The organism is Desulfofundulus thermocisternus DSM 10259 (assembly GCF_000686645.1).
GTDB classification, from domain to species: Bacteria; Bacillota; Desulfotomaculia; order Desulfotomaculales; family Desulfovirgulaceae; genus Desulfofundulus; species Desulfofundulus australicus.
Map to the genome: position 1 here is coordinate 37841 of NZ_JMLG01000002.1, position 16068 is coordinate 53908.

Sequence of the window (16068 nt, forward strand, 5' to 3'; positions counted from 1 at the left end):
GAAAATATGGGGGTGTTGAGAGTGGGCAGGCCCAGGTTATTACTGCTGCTCCTGTTGGTTCTGAGCCTGGCCCTGGCAGCAGGGGTTGTTCTGGTGCAAAAGCTCGGCCAGCCGCAACCTGAAACCAAGGTTATCCGGCTGGTGGAAGGCCCTCCCTCGGTATATCACCTGCCCCATTACCTTGCCCTGGCCCTGGGCTTTTATAAAGAGCAGGGGCTGGAAGTGAGGTTGGAAAGCATGTCCACGGAACAAACACTGCTACCCGCCCTGGCCCGGGAACGGGCCGATGTGGCCCTGGTGGGCCTGGAACAGGCCATTTACAGCCGGCTGGAAGGTTCTCCGGGCGACCTGGTGGCCTTTGCCGCCGTAACCCAGCGGGACAGCCATTTCCTCCTGGCCCGCCAGGCAAAAGAACCTTTTACCTGGACCTCGCTGAAGGATAAGACCGTCATTGCCGGCTGGCCCGAAAGCAGGGAAACGGTACTCCTGGAAGGGCTCTTAAGGGAAAATGGCCTTGCTCCCTACCGGGAGGTGACCCTTTACACCAATATCCCGGCTTCTTTACGCATAGGAGCTTTTTCTGCGGGTTCCGGCGATTTCATCCTCCTGCCCGAACCCCAAGCCTCAATGGTGGAAAATGGCGGTTCGGGCCGGGTGGTGGCCTCCCTGGGGAAGGAAACGGGCCCCCTGCCGGCAGCAGTTTACGTGGCCAGAGCGGGTTTTATCCGCAACAACCCCGTCACCCTGCAGCGCTTTACCAACGCCCTGTATAAGGCCCAGCTCTGGCTGGCCCATCAGAACAGCCAGGAGGCTGCCCGGGTGGTCAAACCGTACTTCAAAGATGTAGATGAAAGTGTTCTTCTCCAGGCCATCGAGCGTTACCGCAAACAGGATACCTGGACGGCCAGCCCGGTCATCGCTCCGGAAAGATTCAACTACCTCCTCGACCTGCTGGATCAGGCCCGGGAAATACCCCGGAAGATCCCTCCGGAGCAAATGGTGAACAACCGGTTTGCCCGGACAGCCCTGGAAATGGTGGAATATGTACCCGAAAAGGAAAAGCCACGCTGGCTGGAACGTTTAAAGCTCAATTTACCCACCTTTCAATGATGCGCCAGAGCTCTTCCCGCCCCTCGCGGGTACGGGCGGAAAATTTAATTAAAAGGTCGTCCCCGCTTAAACCGAGAACCTGCCGGATTACCTGAAGCTGGCGCAGTCCCTGGCTCCGGGAAAGTTTATCTGCCTTGGTGGCCACCACCACTGCAGGCAGGCCGTGATATTTCAGCCACTGGTAAAGCTGCACGTCCTGGGCGGTGGGAGGGTGGCGCACGTCCACGAGCTGGAGCACACCCCTTAACTCCGGGCGGTGAGTGAGGTAACCCTCGATCAGGGGCCCCCAGCCGGCCCGCATCTTTTCCGGCACCCGGGCAAAGCCGTACCCCGGCAGGTCCACCAGGTAAAACCTGTTGTTAATCAGGTAGAAATTCAGGGTACGGGTCCTGCCCGGGGTATTGCTGGTGCGGGCCAGGTTATGGCGGTTGACCAGGCAGTTTAAAAGGGAAGACTTCCCTACATTGGAGCGCCCGGCCAGGGCAATTTCAGGCCTTCCCCCGGCCGGGCATTGTTTTAAATCGGCTACACTTTTAACAAATTGAGCAGAAACGATGTTCATGGATTGCGGAGGGATCCTCCTTAACCGGTATTACAGGCTGGTAGGAAACTTCTTCCACTTCCCCCGGGGAAGGGCCCAGTTCGGCGGTTTCCGGCGCCTCTTCCTTGTCCAGGAGAGCAACCTGCAGAACCTCATCCATATGCTCCACCTGAATGAACTGCATCCTGTTCCTGACGTTGGCCGGTATTTCATCCAGCTCCTTGCGGTTATCCCGGGGCAGAATTACCGTGGTGATCCCCGCCCGGTGCGCAGCCAGTACCTTTTCCTTGATGCCGCCCACAGGCAGCACGCGCCCCCGCAGGGTAATTTCCCCGGTCATGGCCACATCATGACGCACCTTGCGCCCCGTAAAGGCCGAAGCCAGGGCACAGGCCATGGTAATACCGGCCGAAGGCCCGTCCTTGGGAATGGCCCCCTCCGGAACATGGATGTGAATATCGCGCTTATCAAATATCTCCTCGTCGATACCCAGCTGGCTGGCCCGGCTCCGCACATAGCTGTAGCTGGCTTGAGCCGATTCCTTCATCACTTCACCCAGTTTACCCGTTAAGGTAAGGCGGCCGGTGCCCCGGTAAATGGTAACCTCGATGGCCAGGGTGTCTCCCCCGACCTCGGTCCAGGCCAGGCCGGTGGCCACACCCACCTGGTCCTCCTGTTCGGCCACCCCGTACCGGTACTTGGGTGTTCCCAGGTAGTGCTCCAGGTTCTGCACGGTGATGCGAACCTTAGTTGCTTCCTCCGTAACAATCTGCCGGGCAGCCTTGCGGCAAAGGGCGGCTATCTGCCGCTCCAGGTTGCGGACCCCGCTTTCCCGGGTATATTCCCGGATCACCCGGCGCAGAGCTTTTTCTGAAATGCTGAACATTTCCGGGGTCAGCCCGTGCTCCTTCAGCTGCTTGGGTATGAGGTGTCTTAAAGCAATCTGCACCTTTTCCTCTTCTGTATAACCGGAAATCTGGATCACTTCCATCCGGTCCAGAAGAGGCCGCGGAATGTTGTGCTGGACATTGGCTGTGGTGATGAACAGGACGTTGGAAAGGTCAAAAGGCACCTCAATGTAGTGGTCGCTGAAACTGTTATTCTGCTCCGGGTCCAGCACTTCCAGCAGGGCTGCCGAAGGGTCACCCCGGAAGTCCATGCTCATCTTATCAATTTCATCCAGCAAGAACACCGGATTTTTAGAACCGGCATTCCTCATCCCCTGAATTATCCTGCCCGGTAACGCCCCCACATATGTGCGGCGGTGGCCGCGGATTTCCGCTTCATCCCGCACGCCGCCCAGGGAAATACGCACAAACTTGCGTTCCAGGGCCCGGGCAATGGAACGGCCAAGGGAGGTTTTACCAACTCCGGGCGGTCCCACAAAGCACAGGATAGGCCCCTTCAATTTCTTGGATAGCTTGCGGATGGCCAGGTATTCCAGAATCCGCTCCTTGACCTCGGTAAGACCGTAGTGGTCTTCATCCAGGATGGCTTCCGCAGCCTTGATATCCAGCCGGTCTCTGGTACTCTTGCTCCAGGGCAGGGCCAGCAACCAGTCCAGGTAATTGCGAATAACTGCCGATTCCGCCGCCATGGGTGGCATTTTTTCCAGGCGCTCCACTTCTTTTAAGGCCTTTTCTTCCACTTCTTTGGGCAACCTGGCCTCGGCAATTTTCTCCCGGTATTCCTCACCTTCCGCCACCCGCTCGTCTTTCTCACCCAGTTCCCGCTGGATGGCTTTCATCTGCTCCCGCAGGTAATATTCTTTCTGGGTTTTTTCCATCTGCTTGCGGACGCGGATATTAATCTTGCGCTCGAGCTCCACAATCTCCAGCTCCCTGGCCACCAGGGCGCACAGGCCTTCCAGCCGCTTGACGATATCCACGGCCTCCAGCACCTGCTGTTTTTCTTCAATGCGCAGGGGTAGATGGGAGGCAACAATATCGGCCAGCCGCCCCGGCTCCTCCAGGTTGACCACCGAAACCACTGTCTCCGGCGGGATGCGCTTGGAGAGTTTTACATACTGCTCGAACTGATGCACCAGGTTGCGCATCAGAGCCTCAATTTCAGGAGTTTTAACAAAGTTTTCGCTGTACTGCTCCACTTCCACCTTGAAGTAAGGTTCGTGGGCCAGGTAACGCCTGATAAAGCCGCGAGCAAGACCTTCCACCAGCACCCGGATGGTGCCTCCGGGCAGCTTGAGAAGCTGCTTTACTTCCGCCACGCTACCAATACGGTATATATCATCAACGCCAGGATCGTCAGTCTGAGCTTCTTTCTGGGTAGCCAGGAAAATAATGCGATCATTCATCATGGCCTGCTCAATGGCCTGCACTGACTTTTCCCTACCCACGTCGAGGTGGATGACCATGTAGGGAAAAACCAGAATCCCCCTTAGCGGCAGCAATGGTAAGACTTTTACTACCGGCTCCATAGCTGCACCTCCTCTTCTATACAGGTTCTGCGTTCCGGCCAGATACATCACTATTTTAACATACACCCGGCATTACTGCCATAGCAATAAGTGGTGCTTGAAAAGAAGAACCCGGCGCATAAGCACCGGGTCAGCCTGTTAACAAAGTATTCTGGAATGTGCCCTGGTTTTAGTCGTCGCTCCCGGTCGTTTCGCTGGCCGGGCCGAAAGGCCCCGGCTCCGGTCTTCGGCGGGTACCGGCCACATTCACACATCCAGTGTTCAGGTGGCCTCCGCGGACATCCTGTCCGCGGCACGTAGCCTGGCCCGGCAGCGCTCACTCCAGGTCGCTCCTCCTATAAAACCAGGGCACATAAGGAGTTTGTCAACAGCCTTCAGCTTCCGGGACAATGGTTTGCCGGGAAACCGGAGGAGGAGGCCACCCCCGCCGCCACCAGCACTTCCCGCGGCGCCGGCAGGACACCTTTAGGGGAGGTCCCGGGTTGCTCCACCAGGGCCGCCTTGAGCACCTCTTCCAGCCTGTCCACCGGAACCACTTCCACATCCTCAAGGTCCCGGAAAAGCTCCTGATAATTTTCCCGGGGGATGAAAACCTTCCTGGCCCCCGCCTGGCGGGCAGCCTCCACCTTGGGCACAATCCCCCCTACAGGCAGCACAAGGCCGCGTATGGAAACCTCGCCGGTCATGGCCACCCGGTTATCCACCGGGATACCGGTAATGGCCGAGTATACCGCCGTGGCCACCGCCACCCCGGCCGAAGGCCCGTCCACGGGAATGCCGCCGGGAAAATTCACGTGGATATCGTAGTCCCGGGGATCCACACCGGTGGTGCGGCGTAAGACGGTGAGCACGTTTTCCACCGCCCCGCGGGCCATACTTTTACGGCGTATGGTCCGTCCCCGGCCGTTTACCTCTTCCTCATCCACCACCCCGGTCACTATTACCCTGCCCTGGCCCCGGGGGGCAGGCAGGGCGTTGGCTTCAATCTCCAGAAGCGTCCCCATGTTGGGGCCGTAAACGGCCAGGCCATTGACCAGGCCCACCTGGGGCTGGGAAGCCACTTTTTTTTCGGGCCGGGGACTGTACTGGCCGCTGTGAACCACCCATTCCACATCGGCCGCCCTGATCTGCTGGCGCCCCTCGGTGAGGGCAATGCCGGCGGCTATCTGCACAATGTTGACCGCCTCTCTACCATTGGTGGCGAATTTTTTGATCACCGCCAGCCCCCGCTCGTCCAGGGGAAAACCAACCTTGCGGGCGGCGTTGGCGGCAATAATTTCTATTTCATGCGGCAGCAGGGGGCGGAAAAAGATCTCCAGGCAGCGGGAGCGCAGTGCCGGAGGAATTTCCTCCGGGGTGCGGGTGGTAGCCCCCACCAGGCGGAAGTCCGCGGGCAGGCCGTTCTGAAAGATATCATGGATGTGACCGGGAATATTGGGATCCTCGGAATTATAATAGGCGCTCTCCAGAAGAACCCTGCGGTCCTCCATTACCTTGAGCAGCTTGTTCATCTGAATGGGGTGAAGTTCACCTATTTCATCGATAAAAAGTATCCCCCCGTGGGCTCTGGTCACTGCACCCGGCTTGGGCTGGGGTATGCCCGCCATGCCCATGGGCCCGGCCCCCTGATAAATGGGATCATGTACCGAACCAATCAGGGGATCGGCGATTCCCCGCTCATCAAAGCGGGCGGTGGTGGCGTCCACCTCCACAAACCTGGCATTTTCTTTAAAAGGAGAGTGGGGATTTTTTTTGGCCTCCTCCAGCACCAGCCTGGCCGCCGCAGTTTTGCCCACCCCGGGCGGGCCGTAAATAATGACGTGCTGGGGATTGGGTCCACACAGGGCCGCCCGCAGGGAACGCAAACCTTCTTCCTGGCCGATAATTTCTTCAAATTTGCTGGGCCGGGTTTTTTCTGCCAGCGGCTCGGTAAGGGAAATGGACCGCAGCCGCTGCAGTTTCTCTATTTCTTTGCGGGACTCCCTTTCCACGGCCGTCCGGTTGCCCTGCTGGGCTTTCAACAGGTTCCAGAAGTAAAGACCGATGATTACTCCGAAGAAAACCTGGACAAAGGTAATAAAACTGCCCAATCCCCCGGGAAACTCTGCCACGTTCATGCCTCCTTGCCTTGTTTTCTGGCAGGATCTATTATTGCCCTTTTTATGCATCTAAAAACACCATTTCCAGCAGCCTGTCTTTTTTTACAGATAAATGAGCCCCGGTTAAAACACAATTTTCTCTGCAATAACAAAAGCGCACGTGCCGTAACGTGCGCTTCCCAGGTTTGCTCTATACTCCGGTTCAGGCCGTTTCCTCTTTCTTTTTCTTGCGATCCATCGCCACCACGAGGGGTTTTTCCTTTTTCAGAATGGTTTCTTTGGTAATGATTACCCTGGCAATATCTTCCCGGGAGGGAATCTCGTACATCACATCCAGCATGATGTCCTCCAGGATGGCCCGCAATCCCCGGGCACCGGTGTTGCGCTTGAGGGCCTCCTGGGCCACCGTGCGCAGGGCGTCGGGGTGGAACTCCAGGCTAACCCCGTCGAGCTCAAAGAGCTTCTCATACTGTTTGACCAGGGCATTCTTGGGCTCGGTCAGGATACGGATGAGCGCCTCTTCATCCAGGGCATCAAGGGTGACGATTATGGGCAGGCGGCCGACAAACTCGGGGATAAGACCGTATTTAAGCAGGTCTTCCGGCAGGATATGTCTCAATATTTCCCCTATCTTCTGATCCCGCCTGCTCTGGATCTCGGCACCAAACCCCAGGCCCTTTTTCCCAATGCGGTTCTGGATAATTTTCTCGATGCCGTCAAAGGCACCGCCGCAGATAAACAGGATATTGGTGGTATCCAGCTGGATGAACTCCTGATGAGGATGCTTGCGTCCTCCCTGGGGCGGCACGCTGGCCACAGTACCCTCCAGGATTTTTAAAAGGGCCTGCTGCACGCCCTCACCGGATACGTCCCGGGTTATGGACGGGTTCTCCGACTTGCGGGCGATCTTATCGATTTCGTCAATGTAAACGATGCCTTTTTCCGCCTTTTCCACATCATAGTCGGCTGCCTGGATTAGCTTTAACAGGATGTTTTCCACGTCCTCCCCCACATAACCGGCTTCGGTTAAGGACGTGGCATCGGCAATGGCAAAGGGAACATTGAGCAACCGCGCCAGGGTCTGGGCCAGCAGCGTTTTACCGCAGCCCGTGGGCCCCAGCATGATGATGTTGCTCTTCTGCAGTTCCACATCATCTATCTTACCACCCAGGTTTATCCGCTTGTAGTGGTTGTAAACTGCCACGGCCAGGGTTTTCTTGGCCTGTTCCTGGCCGATGACATACTGATCCAGGATTTCCTTTATTTCCTTGGGCTTCGGGATATCACCCATATCAAGCCCGAGGTCCTCGTTCAGTTCTTCTTCAATAATTTCGTTGCAAAGCTCAATGCACTCATCGCAAATATACACTCCGGGACCGGCCACCAGTTTCTTGACCTGGTCCTGGAGCTTACCGCAAAAGGAGCACTTGAGCTGACCTTTGTCGTTAAACATAGTAAAACACCTCTTTTATTTTGACTTGCGGTAGGTCAACACCTCATCGATGATACCATATTCTTTTGCCTCTTGAGCGGACATAAAGAAGTCGCGATCGGTATCCCGGGCAATTTTTTCCCTGGGCTGGCCTGTATGTTTGGCCAGCAGTTCATTCAAAATATCCTTTATGCGCAGGATCTCCCGGGCATGAATCTCAATTTCCGTCGCCTGACCCTGCACCCCGCCCAGGGGCTGGTGCAGCATGATCCGGGCGTAAGGCAGGGCGTAGCGCTTGCCTTTAGCGCCGGCAGCCAGCAAAAACGAACCCATGCTGGCAGCCTGACCCAGGCAGATGGTGGAAACATCCGGCTTGATATATTGCATGGTATCATAAATGGCCAACCCGGCAGTAACAATACCGCCGGGGGAGTTAATATAAAAGTGGATATCCTTTTCCGGATCTTCAGCCTCCAGGAAAAGCATCTGCGCAATTACCAGATTGGCCACATGATCATCTATAGGTCCACCAATAAAAATAATCCGGTCCTTTAAAAGACGGGAGTAAATATCATAGGCCCTCTCCCCACGGTTGGTTTGCTCCACAACAATTGGCACTAAAGTGTTCATCACAGGCACCTCCTGCGTAAAGGATGGATATTCATGATAGCAGTCATAAACGGGAATTTACTGTAAACTATTCCTTCGCCTCTGTCGCCGGGTTTTCTTCCGGGGCGACGATCCTGGCGTGGTCCACCAGGAACTGGATTACCTTTTCCCGCACCAGTCCCGTTATGACCGCATCCAGCTGACCCTGGCCCTCCACCACTTTACGCACTACCGCGGGATCCTGTTGCATTTCTTTAGCCATCCGCTCAATTTCGGCCTGTATCTCCTCTTCGCTGACGGTGATATTTTCAGCTTTGGCGATGGCATCCAGCACCAGCATGGTCTTCAGGCTATCCCGGGCATCCGGGCGGAGGCGTTCTTCCAAATCCTCCACGCTGCTGTTGGAATATTTCAAGTAGCTTTCCAGGGTTAAGCCCTGATACATCAGGCGGCGCTCCAGGCTCTCCATCATTTCTGCCAGGCGGTTCTTAATCATTTCCTCGGGAATATCAACCCGGGCATTTTCTACCGCTTTTTTCACGACAGCCTGACGAATTTCGGACTTTGCCCTGGCTTCAGCAGCTTGTTTTAATTTATTCTCCAGATCCGCCCTTAATTCCTCCAGGGTATCAAACTCACTGACATCCTTGGCAAACTCGTCATCCAGCGGGGCCAGCTCTTTGCGCTTGATGGCCTTGACGGTAACAGTAAAGACCGCTTCCTTACCCGAAAGCTCCGGCTTGGGATAGTCTTCGGGGAAGCGCACCTTAATGTCTCTGGTTTCATTGATGGTCATACCAATCAGCTGTTCCTCAAAACCGGGAAGCAACCCGGCATTACCCACTTCCAGGGTATAATCGGTAGCCTGCCCGCCTTCAAAGGTTTCACCGTCCACCCGGCCCTCGAAGTCAACGGTAACAAAGTCTCCCTGCTCAACCGTGCCCTCATCGAGGCTTACCAGCTTGGCGTGACGGTTTTGCAGGCGCTCCAGTTCCTTTTGCACATCCTCAGGCGTTACCTCGGTGCTGGGCTGGCTTACCTCCAGACCTTTATACTCGCCCAGCTCTACTTCCGGCTTAACCACCACTCTGGCCTTAAAAACTACCGGCTTGCCTTCTTCCACCTGAACCAGTTCCAGCTGGGGCTGGGCCACCGGCTCAATACCCGTATCCTGCACCGCCTTAAAATAGGCTTCCGGAATTAGCATTTCCACTGCCTCATCCACCAGTGCCTGCTTGCCGATATGCCGCTCCAGGATAATCCGGGGAGCTTTACCAGGCCGGAAACCGGGCACGTTAACCTTTTTGACCAGCTTCCGGTAGGCTCTATCCATTGCCTGGGAAAATTGATCGGCTTCTACCTCTACTTCCAGTAAAACAGTATTTTTTTCTATTCTTTCCGCGTTAGCTTTCATCTATGCTCCCCCTTATAACGCTTTTTAAATAACCAGATCTGGCCTCTTTTGCCATAATAGTCCGCACGGTATTATAGTGTATCCAGATTTTAAGGTAAATACTTAATTCTACGGCCCCAGGATATTTCCTCCAGAAAAAAGGTTTATTATCCACCGTTCCTTAAAATTTTTATAGCAAATATTTTTCCCTGCAAGCCTCTGCTGGCCCGATTTATGCAAGCTATAACTAGTAAGCTATTTTACCTGATGCCAGGCAAAACTGCAATATGAAATTCCGTTAAAATTAAAACACCGGATATCCCTACAGCTGGCAGGGCTTATGGCTCCCGGAGCGTTTCTAAAAAGTAGCAATACCTCTTTCTTAAATTATATAAGAAAGAAGACGCGATTTCCAATGTGTAGAATTTTGAATATTCATTTTAGAAAGTATTGCATTTTAGTCTTGTATACAATATACTGTTTGTTGAATACAATAAGCAAAAACTGGTTCTCCCAATATACTAAAGCCGGATCAATTTTTTAGCAGGGATTTATAAAAAATAAAAATTAAGGAGGGTTAGCAAATGATCGACTGGACCAGTGCCCTTGTCGTAGCCATCAGCGGTATTGTTTCGGTATTTCTGGCCCTGGGCATACTAAGCGCGGCAGTAAGCTTTTGCGGCTGGCTTTTTGCAACCAGCGCCAGGAAAAAAGTTGCTGCCCAGCAATCCCAGCAGGGACCAGTCCAGGGAAAAACAGCCACCATTCATTAGGAAAGGAGGTGCTCTAAATGGCTACCCCGGTCAACTCACCCATGGTGGGCAAGCTGGTTTCTATCGATGTTAATGTGGGGGATCAGGTAAAGGAAAACGATCCCGTGGCCACCATTGAAGCCATGAAAATGTACGTCAAAATTTATGCCCCGGCCAGCGGTACGGTCAGGGAAATTAAAGCCAACCCGGGCGATGTAGTCAACCCGGATACGGTTATCCTGGTTCTGGAGTAGGGGAGGGGGAATGGCCATGCTGGAGCAGTTGACCCAGGTCATCAACAGCACAGGGTTTCTCAGCTTAACCCCGGGCAATTTAATCATGTGGATCATTGCCTTTATCCTCATGTACCTGGCCATAAAAAAAGGGGTCGAGCCCCTTTTGCTGGTACCGATCAGTTTTGGCATTTTCGCCGCCAATTTCCCCCTCACCGGGTTAATGGAACAGGGGGGGCTGTTCTATATGTTCTTTCATAACGGGATTCAGAACGAATTAATCCCGCCCCTGATCTTCCTCGGCCTGGGAGCCATGACCGACTTCGGTCCGGTAATTGCCAACCCCAAGACTTTACTGCTGGGTGCAGCCGCCCAGCTGGGAGTTTACGCAGCCTTTTTCACCGCCCTGTTGTTTGGTTTCAGCATTGCCGAAGCGGCTGTTATAGGCATTATCGGCGGTGCGGACGGTCCCACCACCATCTTCCTTTCGGCCAACCTGGCTCCGCATCTGATGGGAGCGGTTTCCGTAGCCGCTTATTCCTACATGGCCCTGGTACCCCTGATTATCCCCCCGGTGGCCAGGCTGCTGACCACCCCTAAAGAAAGGGCCATGGTTATGAAGCAAATGCGCCCGGTGAGCAAGGGAGAAAAAATCCTCTTTCCCCTGCTGGCCAGCCTGGTGATTATCCTGCTGGTGCCCAAATCGGCACCCCTGATCGCCATGTTCATGCTGGGCAACCTGTTCATGGAATCGGGTGTGGTCCAGCGCCTCACCGACGTTTCGCGCAATGAGCTGATGAATATTGTGACCATCATTCTGGGCCTGGGCGTGGGTGCCACCATGTCCGCGGAAAATTTCCTCAAGCCCCAGACCATTTACATCTTCATTCTCGGCATTGTGGCCTTTGCCTTTGCGTCTGCGGGCGGCATCCTGATCGCCAAGATCATGAACTTGTTTACGACGAACAAGGTCAACCCGTTGATCGGTGCGGCAGGAGTATCCGCAGTTCCTATGGCCGCCCGGGTGGTGCACCAGCTGGGCGCAGAAGCCAACCCGCAGAACTACCTGCTCATGCACGCCATGGGGCCAAACGTGGCCGGCGTAATCGGCACGGCCGTGGCCGCCGGAGCCTTCCTCACGGCCATCCATTAAAACAAAACCCCTTTGGCGCACCGGGGAACCCCACAGAGTTCCCCGGATTTTTGTTTTACTAAAGGCTGCTCATTTAGCTTAAGAAGCAGGGGCATGCTGGTGGCGCAGCAACCGCCTGCCCAGGAAAAGTAAAATCAGCAGGGCCAGACCGCCGCCCAGGGCAAACCCGGCCGGGGCGCCCCAAAAGCTGGCCACAGTACCGCTCAAGAAATTACCTACCGGTGCCAGCCCGATGAAAACCAGGGAATATACGCTCATCACCCGGCCCCGCAGGTGATCGGAAACGTTAATCTGGATGGTGGTATTGGCGGAAGCGCTGAAAATACTTACCGTAAAGCCGGCAAAGCAGAGCAACACTAAAGCCGGATAATGATAGCGGACCAGGGCCAGCAGGAGCTCACATACGGATAAGCCGGCAGCGGCAGCCAGGAGCAACCTGGCCCGGGGACCGCGATTGCTGAGGTAGGCCAGGGTAAGGGCGCCGGCAAAGGCCCCCAGCCCCGTGGCAGACATGAGAAAGCCGAAGCCCTGTGCCTCCCAGTGCAGCACGTCCCGGGCAAAAACAGGCACCAGCACGTTAAAGTTGAAGGTTAAGGTGCTCATAGCGCCTACCATGGCCAGGACAATGAACACCACCGGGCTGGAACGGATATAAACAAGCCCTTCCCGCACCTCCTCCCACAGGTTTTTCTGCTCTTCCCGGGCAACCTTTTCCTCATTTAAACGGATCAATAGAAGGCCGGCCAGCACAAATAAGAAGCTGGCCGCATTGGCCAGGAAACAGGCGGCAATACCCACCGTATTGATAACCAGGCCGGCCACAGCCGGGCCAATGATGCGCGCCCCGTTGAACACGGAAGAGTTGAGGGCAATGGCATTCATCAGATCCTCCCGGCCCACCAGCTCGATCACAAAGGCCTGCCTTGCCGGCATATCCAGGGAATTCATGGTTCCCAGCAGGAACGCCAGCACGGCCACATGCCAGTACTGGACCACGTGAAAAAGGGTGAGCAAACCCAGGGCAAAGGCAATGAGCATGGACATGCCCTGGGTAAACAACAAAAGCGGGCGCCTGGGCAGGCGGTCGGCCACAGCGCCGGTAAACAGGGCGAAGAGGAGAAGCGGGATGAACTGCAGGGCTCCCACCAGCCCCAGCAAAAACGGGGAACCGGTCAGCTCCAGCACCAGCCAGGATTGGGCCATGTTCTGCATCCACGTACCCACCAGGGAAACACACTGACCCATCCAGAACAACCGGAAATTTCTGTGACGAAGTGAGGACAACATGGTTTTGATACCAGGATCTTTTTTTCTTTCCCCGCGACTCATCCGGGCAAACACCTTTTCCAGTTTATTTTTAGATTTAGTTATACATTCAGGCTCCGGGGTCCAATTCCCTGCCGGCAGCCCTATCCCCGCCGGAAGAAAAGGGAACTTTTGACACGGCCTTTACGTCATAACCTGTGAACGACCCGGCAAAAAAAGATAAGGAGGAGGAGAAATGCAAAGGTGGATTGCCCTGTTCATTTGTGCTGTCTTTATCCTGGCTGCCGGCATAACCCTGTATGGCAGCACGCTGTCACCTCTACCGGCCCGGGCCGCGGAAATTAAAAGTTTTGCCTCTTACGGAGAACTGGTGAATTACATCCACCAGAACACTAACCTGGCCCGTGAAATCGACCGGCTCCTGACCGGTGGGGAACGTGCCGTCCCGGCATTGACCTATGGTGTCCCCCGGGACATGATGCGGGCTATGATAGAGCAGGAAAGTGTAAAGGAATCCGGTAAAGAGCCGTCGGCAGCGGACTTTTCCCGCACCAACGTTCAGGTAACCGGGGTGGATGAGGCAGACGCGGTGAAAAGTGACGGCCGTTACCTGTACCTCCTCTCCGGTAGCAAGGTGGTTATTGTCCGGGCCTACCCGGCCGGGGAAGCGAAAATAATCTCCACCATCTCCTGCGAGGGCCAGCCGCTGGAGATTTTAATCAATAATAGCAGGGTGGTGGTGTTTGGCTACCAGGCCGGGCAACCGGGGATCTTTATCCGGGTCTACAATGTGGAAAACAAAAATAAACCCGTACTGGAAAGTAACATTACCTGCCGGGCAGATTACGTCACTTCCCGTATGATTGGGGATTATGTTTATGCAATCCTGAATATGCCTGTTTATTCCGGCGCGGATCCCGCCGGCGGGGTGGAACTTCCTGCCATCAACATTAACGGACGGGCCGAAGTCATTCCCCCCTCAAAGATTTACTATTTTCCCCACCCGGATTATGCCTATTGCTATACCACCATCCTGACCATAAATCTGCAGGACAACAAAACAACCAGCAAAACATTCCTCACCGGTATTTCGCAAAATATTTATGCCTCTTCAGAAAATATCTATCTTACCGGTTTTAAAACCCCGGATTATATAACCTTCACCAACCGCCTCCTGGATGATGTGACCCGGCTGGTACCGCCCGGGGTGGGGAAAAAACTGGCCGACCTTAAGAAGGTGGAGGACCCGGCCCGGCAATTACAGCAACTGGATGTGCTGCTCGATAATTATCTCCAGACACTGGATGAGCAGAGAGCAAATGCTTTGAGAACGAAGCTATTCGCCCTGCACCAGAAATGGGAGGAAGATCTGGCCCGCGAAAGGGATAAGACGGTTATCCACAAGCTGGCCGTCAACCAGGACCGGGTTGATTACCTCTGCCGGGGTGAAGTGCCCGGCCACGTCCTGAACCAGTTTTCCATGGACGAACACCGGGGAATGTTCAGAATAGCCACCACCAGCACCGGCACTTCCATCTTCAGCGGGCAGGTGATACCAAGAAACAACATCTATGTGCTGGATAAAAACCTGCGCCCCGTCGGGAAGTTAGAGGGGCTGGCTCCCACCGAAAGAATCTACGCCGCCCGGTTTATGGGTGACCGGGCCTACCTGGTTACCTTCCGGAATATAGATCCGCTTTTTGTGGTGGACTTAAAGAACCCGCGGCAGCCCGTACTGGCCGGCGAATTAAAAATACCCGGCTACTCCACCTACCTGCACCCGTATGATGAAAATTATCTGATTGGCATCGGCAGGGAGGTCAAGGCAGGGGATGGAACGGTTGAGCAGCCGAGACCCCTTATCTTCTCACCCCCCACCCCCCGGGAAGAAGGGTTGAAAATTTCACTTTTTGACGTGAGCAATCCGGCCAGCCCCAGGGAAAAGGCCAGCTATGTCATCAGCGGCCAGGACGCCGATTCACCGGCACTTTATGATCACAGGGCCGTACTCTTCGATCGTTCCAGGAACTTGCTGGTCATTCCCGTATCCTTTTCTCCTCCTGTCCGTATTTTAACTTCCGCGGGAGAACAAGCACCTCCGGCCAGATTCTGGTACGGGGCATACGTTTTCAACATCTCCCCGGAGGGCGGGACAAAGCTGAAGGGGAAAGTAGCCCACGGCAGCGGCAGTTACCGGGAAGGGGAAGAAGCCACACCCGTTAAAAGGGCGTTGTATATCGAGGATGTGCTTTATACCATCTCGGACCATCTGGTCAAAATGAACGATCTCAGCAGCCTGAAGGAACTGAAGCAACTCCGCCTGAAATAATCATTATATTTCCAGAAAAGCGGGCCACCCGCAAGGGTGGCCATGTGACTTCTTAAAGCAAATAGAGCCTGTCCCCCGCATCCCCCAGCCCGGGTACTATATAGCCGAGGTCGTTCAGTTCCGGATCTATGGCCGCCGTTACAATGCGGACCCCGGGGAATTTCAGACAGACCTGCGTTATCCCGGCTTCCACGGCAAACCCGCAAACCAGCACCACCTTGCCGGGTGAGTATCCCCGCAACTGCAGCAGTTCCAGGACTTTCACGCTGCTGTTTCCCGTGGCCAGCATCGGATCCAGGATAAAAACGTGATCGTATTCCGTCGCGTTTAAAGGCACTGAACTCAAATATACTTCCGCTTCCAGGGTATCGTGGTTTCTGGCAACCCCCACGTGGGCCACCCTGGCCCGGGGCAGAAACTCCAGAAAGCAGTCCAGAAAACCGAGACCCGCCCGCAGCACGGGCACCAGCAGGCATCTGGAGGAATCCACCTCTTCAACCCGGGCCTCCACCCCGAGAGGTGTTACCACGGTGGTTTCCCTGGTGGACAGGTGGCGGGTCGCCTCAACGGCCAGAATCAACCCCAGTTCCCTTAAAGCCCTGCGAAACAGCTCGGTGTTAGTTTCCCGGTCCCGCAGGGTCCTCAGCCGGTCACTTACCAGGGGATGCTTTACCAGAATCACAGAACTCACCTTATAACCTCCCGAACAGATCA

General features: G+C 55.0%; 13 protein-coding genes. 5 read left to right on the forward strand and 8 right to left on the reverse strand.

Annotated features, from left to right (window positions below; all coding sequences use genetic code 11):
• Positions 1-21: 21 nt before the first annotated feature.
• The gene (locus BR83_RS0102200) at positions 22-1110 is read left to right on the forward strand and encodes an ABC transporter substrate-binding protein (RefSeq protein WP_157832948.1); all 1089 of its coding nucleotides are present in this window, start codon (positions 22-24) and stop codon (positions 1108-1110) included.
• Here the strand turns inward: BR83_RS0102200 and yihA are convergent.
• The 6 genes from yihA to tig form a co-directional block, all read right to left on the reverse strand.
• Positions 1088-1672: a ribosome biogenesis GTP-binding protein YihA/YsxC gene (gene yihA, locus BR83_RS0102205; protein ID WP_027355705.1), complete on the reverse strand. Its 585-nt coding sequence runs from the start codon at positions 1670-1672 to the stop codon at positions 1088-1090. The genes BR83_RS0102200 and yihA overlap by 23 nt on opposite strands.
• Positions 1644-4088 carry an endopeptidase La gene (lon, locus tag BR83_RS0102210; protein ID WP_027355706.1) on the reverse strand — a complete coding sequence of 815 codons (2445 nt, stop codon included), beginning with the start codon at positions 4086-4088 and terminating at the stop codon, positions 1644-1646. The genes yihA and lon overlap by 29 nt, the downstream gene beginning before the upstream one ends.
• A 374-nt stretch (positions 4089-4462) precedes the next feature.
• Positions 4463-6205 (reverse strand): ATP-dependent protease LonB, encoded by a 1743-nt coding sequence (gene lonB, locus BR83_RS0102215; RefSeq protein ID WP_051617754.1) that lies wholly within the window; start codon positions 6203-6205, stop codon positions 4463-4465.
• A 184-nt stretch (positions 6206-6389) separates the two neighbouring features.
• Positions 6390-7640 (reverse strand): ATP-dependent Clp protease ATP-binding subunit ClpX, encoded by a 1251-nt coding sequence (gene clpX, locus BR83_RS0102220; RefSeq protein ID WP_027355708.1) that lies wholly within the window; start codon positions 7638-7640, stop codon positions 6390-6392.
• A 15-nt stretch (positions 7641-7655) separates the two neighbouring features.
• Positions 7656-8249, reverse strand: a complete 594-nt coding sequence (clpP, locus tag BR83_RS0102225; protein ID WP_027355709.1) for an ATP-dependent Clp endopeptidase proteolytic subunit ClpP — start codon at positions 8247-8249, stop codon at positions 7656-7658.
• A gap of 67 nt (positions 8250-8316) precedes the next feature.
• Complete coding sequence (gene tig, locus BR83_RS0102230) at positions 8317-9642, reverse strand: trigger factor (protein WP_027355710.1); 1326 nt, start codon at positions 9640-9642, stop codon at positions 8317-8319.
• A gap of 563 nt (positions 9643-10205) precedes the next feature.
• Between tig and BR83_RS0102240 the strand changes: the two genes are divergently transcribed.
• From BR83_RS0102240 to BR83_RS0102250, 3 genes are read left to right on the forward strand one after another with little or no spacing between them, the layout of a single operon-like run.
• Positions 10206-10394: an OadG family transporter subunit gene (locus tag BR83_RS0102240; RefSeq protein WP_027355711.1), complete on the forward strand. Its 189-nt coding sequence runs from the start codon at positions 10206-10208 to the stop codon at positions 10392-10394.
• 17 nt (positions 10395-10411) lie between these two features.
• A complete protein-coding gene (locus tag BR83_RS0102245) occupies positions 10412-10627 on the forward strand; it encodes a biotin/lipoyl-containing protein (protein WP_027355712.1) in 216 nt (71 codons plus the stop codon).
• 16 nt (positions 10628-10643) lie between these two features.
• The gene (locus BR83_RS0102250) at positions 10644-11759 is read left to right on the forward strand and encodes a sodium ion-translocating decarboxylase subunit beta (RefSeq protein WP_027355713.1); all 1116 of its coding nucleotides are present in this window, start codon (positions 10644-10646) and stop codon (positions 11757-11759) included.
• Between the two features lie 78 nt (positions 11760-11837).
• Here the strand turns inward: BR83_RS0102250 and BR83_RS0102255 are convergent, their stop codons facing one another.
• Positions 11838-13088, reverse strand: coding sequence for an MFS transporter (locus BR83_RS0102255; RefSeq protein ID WP_027355714.1), 1251 nt, complete (start codon positions 13086-13088; stop codon positions 11838-11840).
• A 172-nt stretch (positions 13089-13260) separates the two neighbouring features.
• On the opposite strand from BR83_RS0102255, the gene BR83_RS0102260 reads away from it, so the two are divergent.
• Positions 13261-15354, forward strand: coding sequence for a beta-propeller domain-containing protein (locus BR83_RS0102260; RefSeq protein WP_027355715.1), 2094 nt, complete (start codon positions 13261-13263; stop codon positions 15352-15354).
• 52 nt (positions 15355-15406) lie between these two features.
• Here BR83_RS0102260 and upp read toward each other — a convergent pair whose 3' ends face one another.
• Positions 15407-16045 carry a uracil phosphoribosyltransferase gene (gene upp, locus BR83_RS0102265; RefSeq protein WP_027355716.1) on the reverse strand — a complete coding sequence of 213 codons (639 nt, stop codon included), beginning with the start codon at positions 16043-16045 and terminating at the stop codon, positions 15407-15409.
• Positions 16046-16068 lie beyond the last annotated feature (23 nt).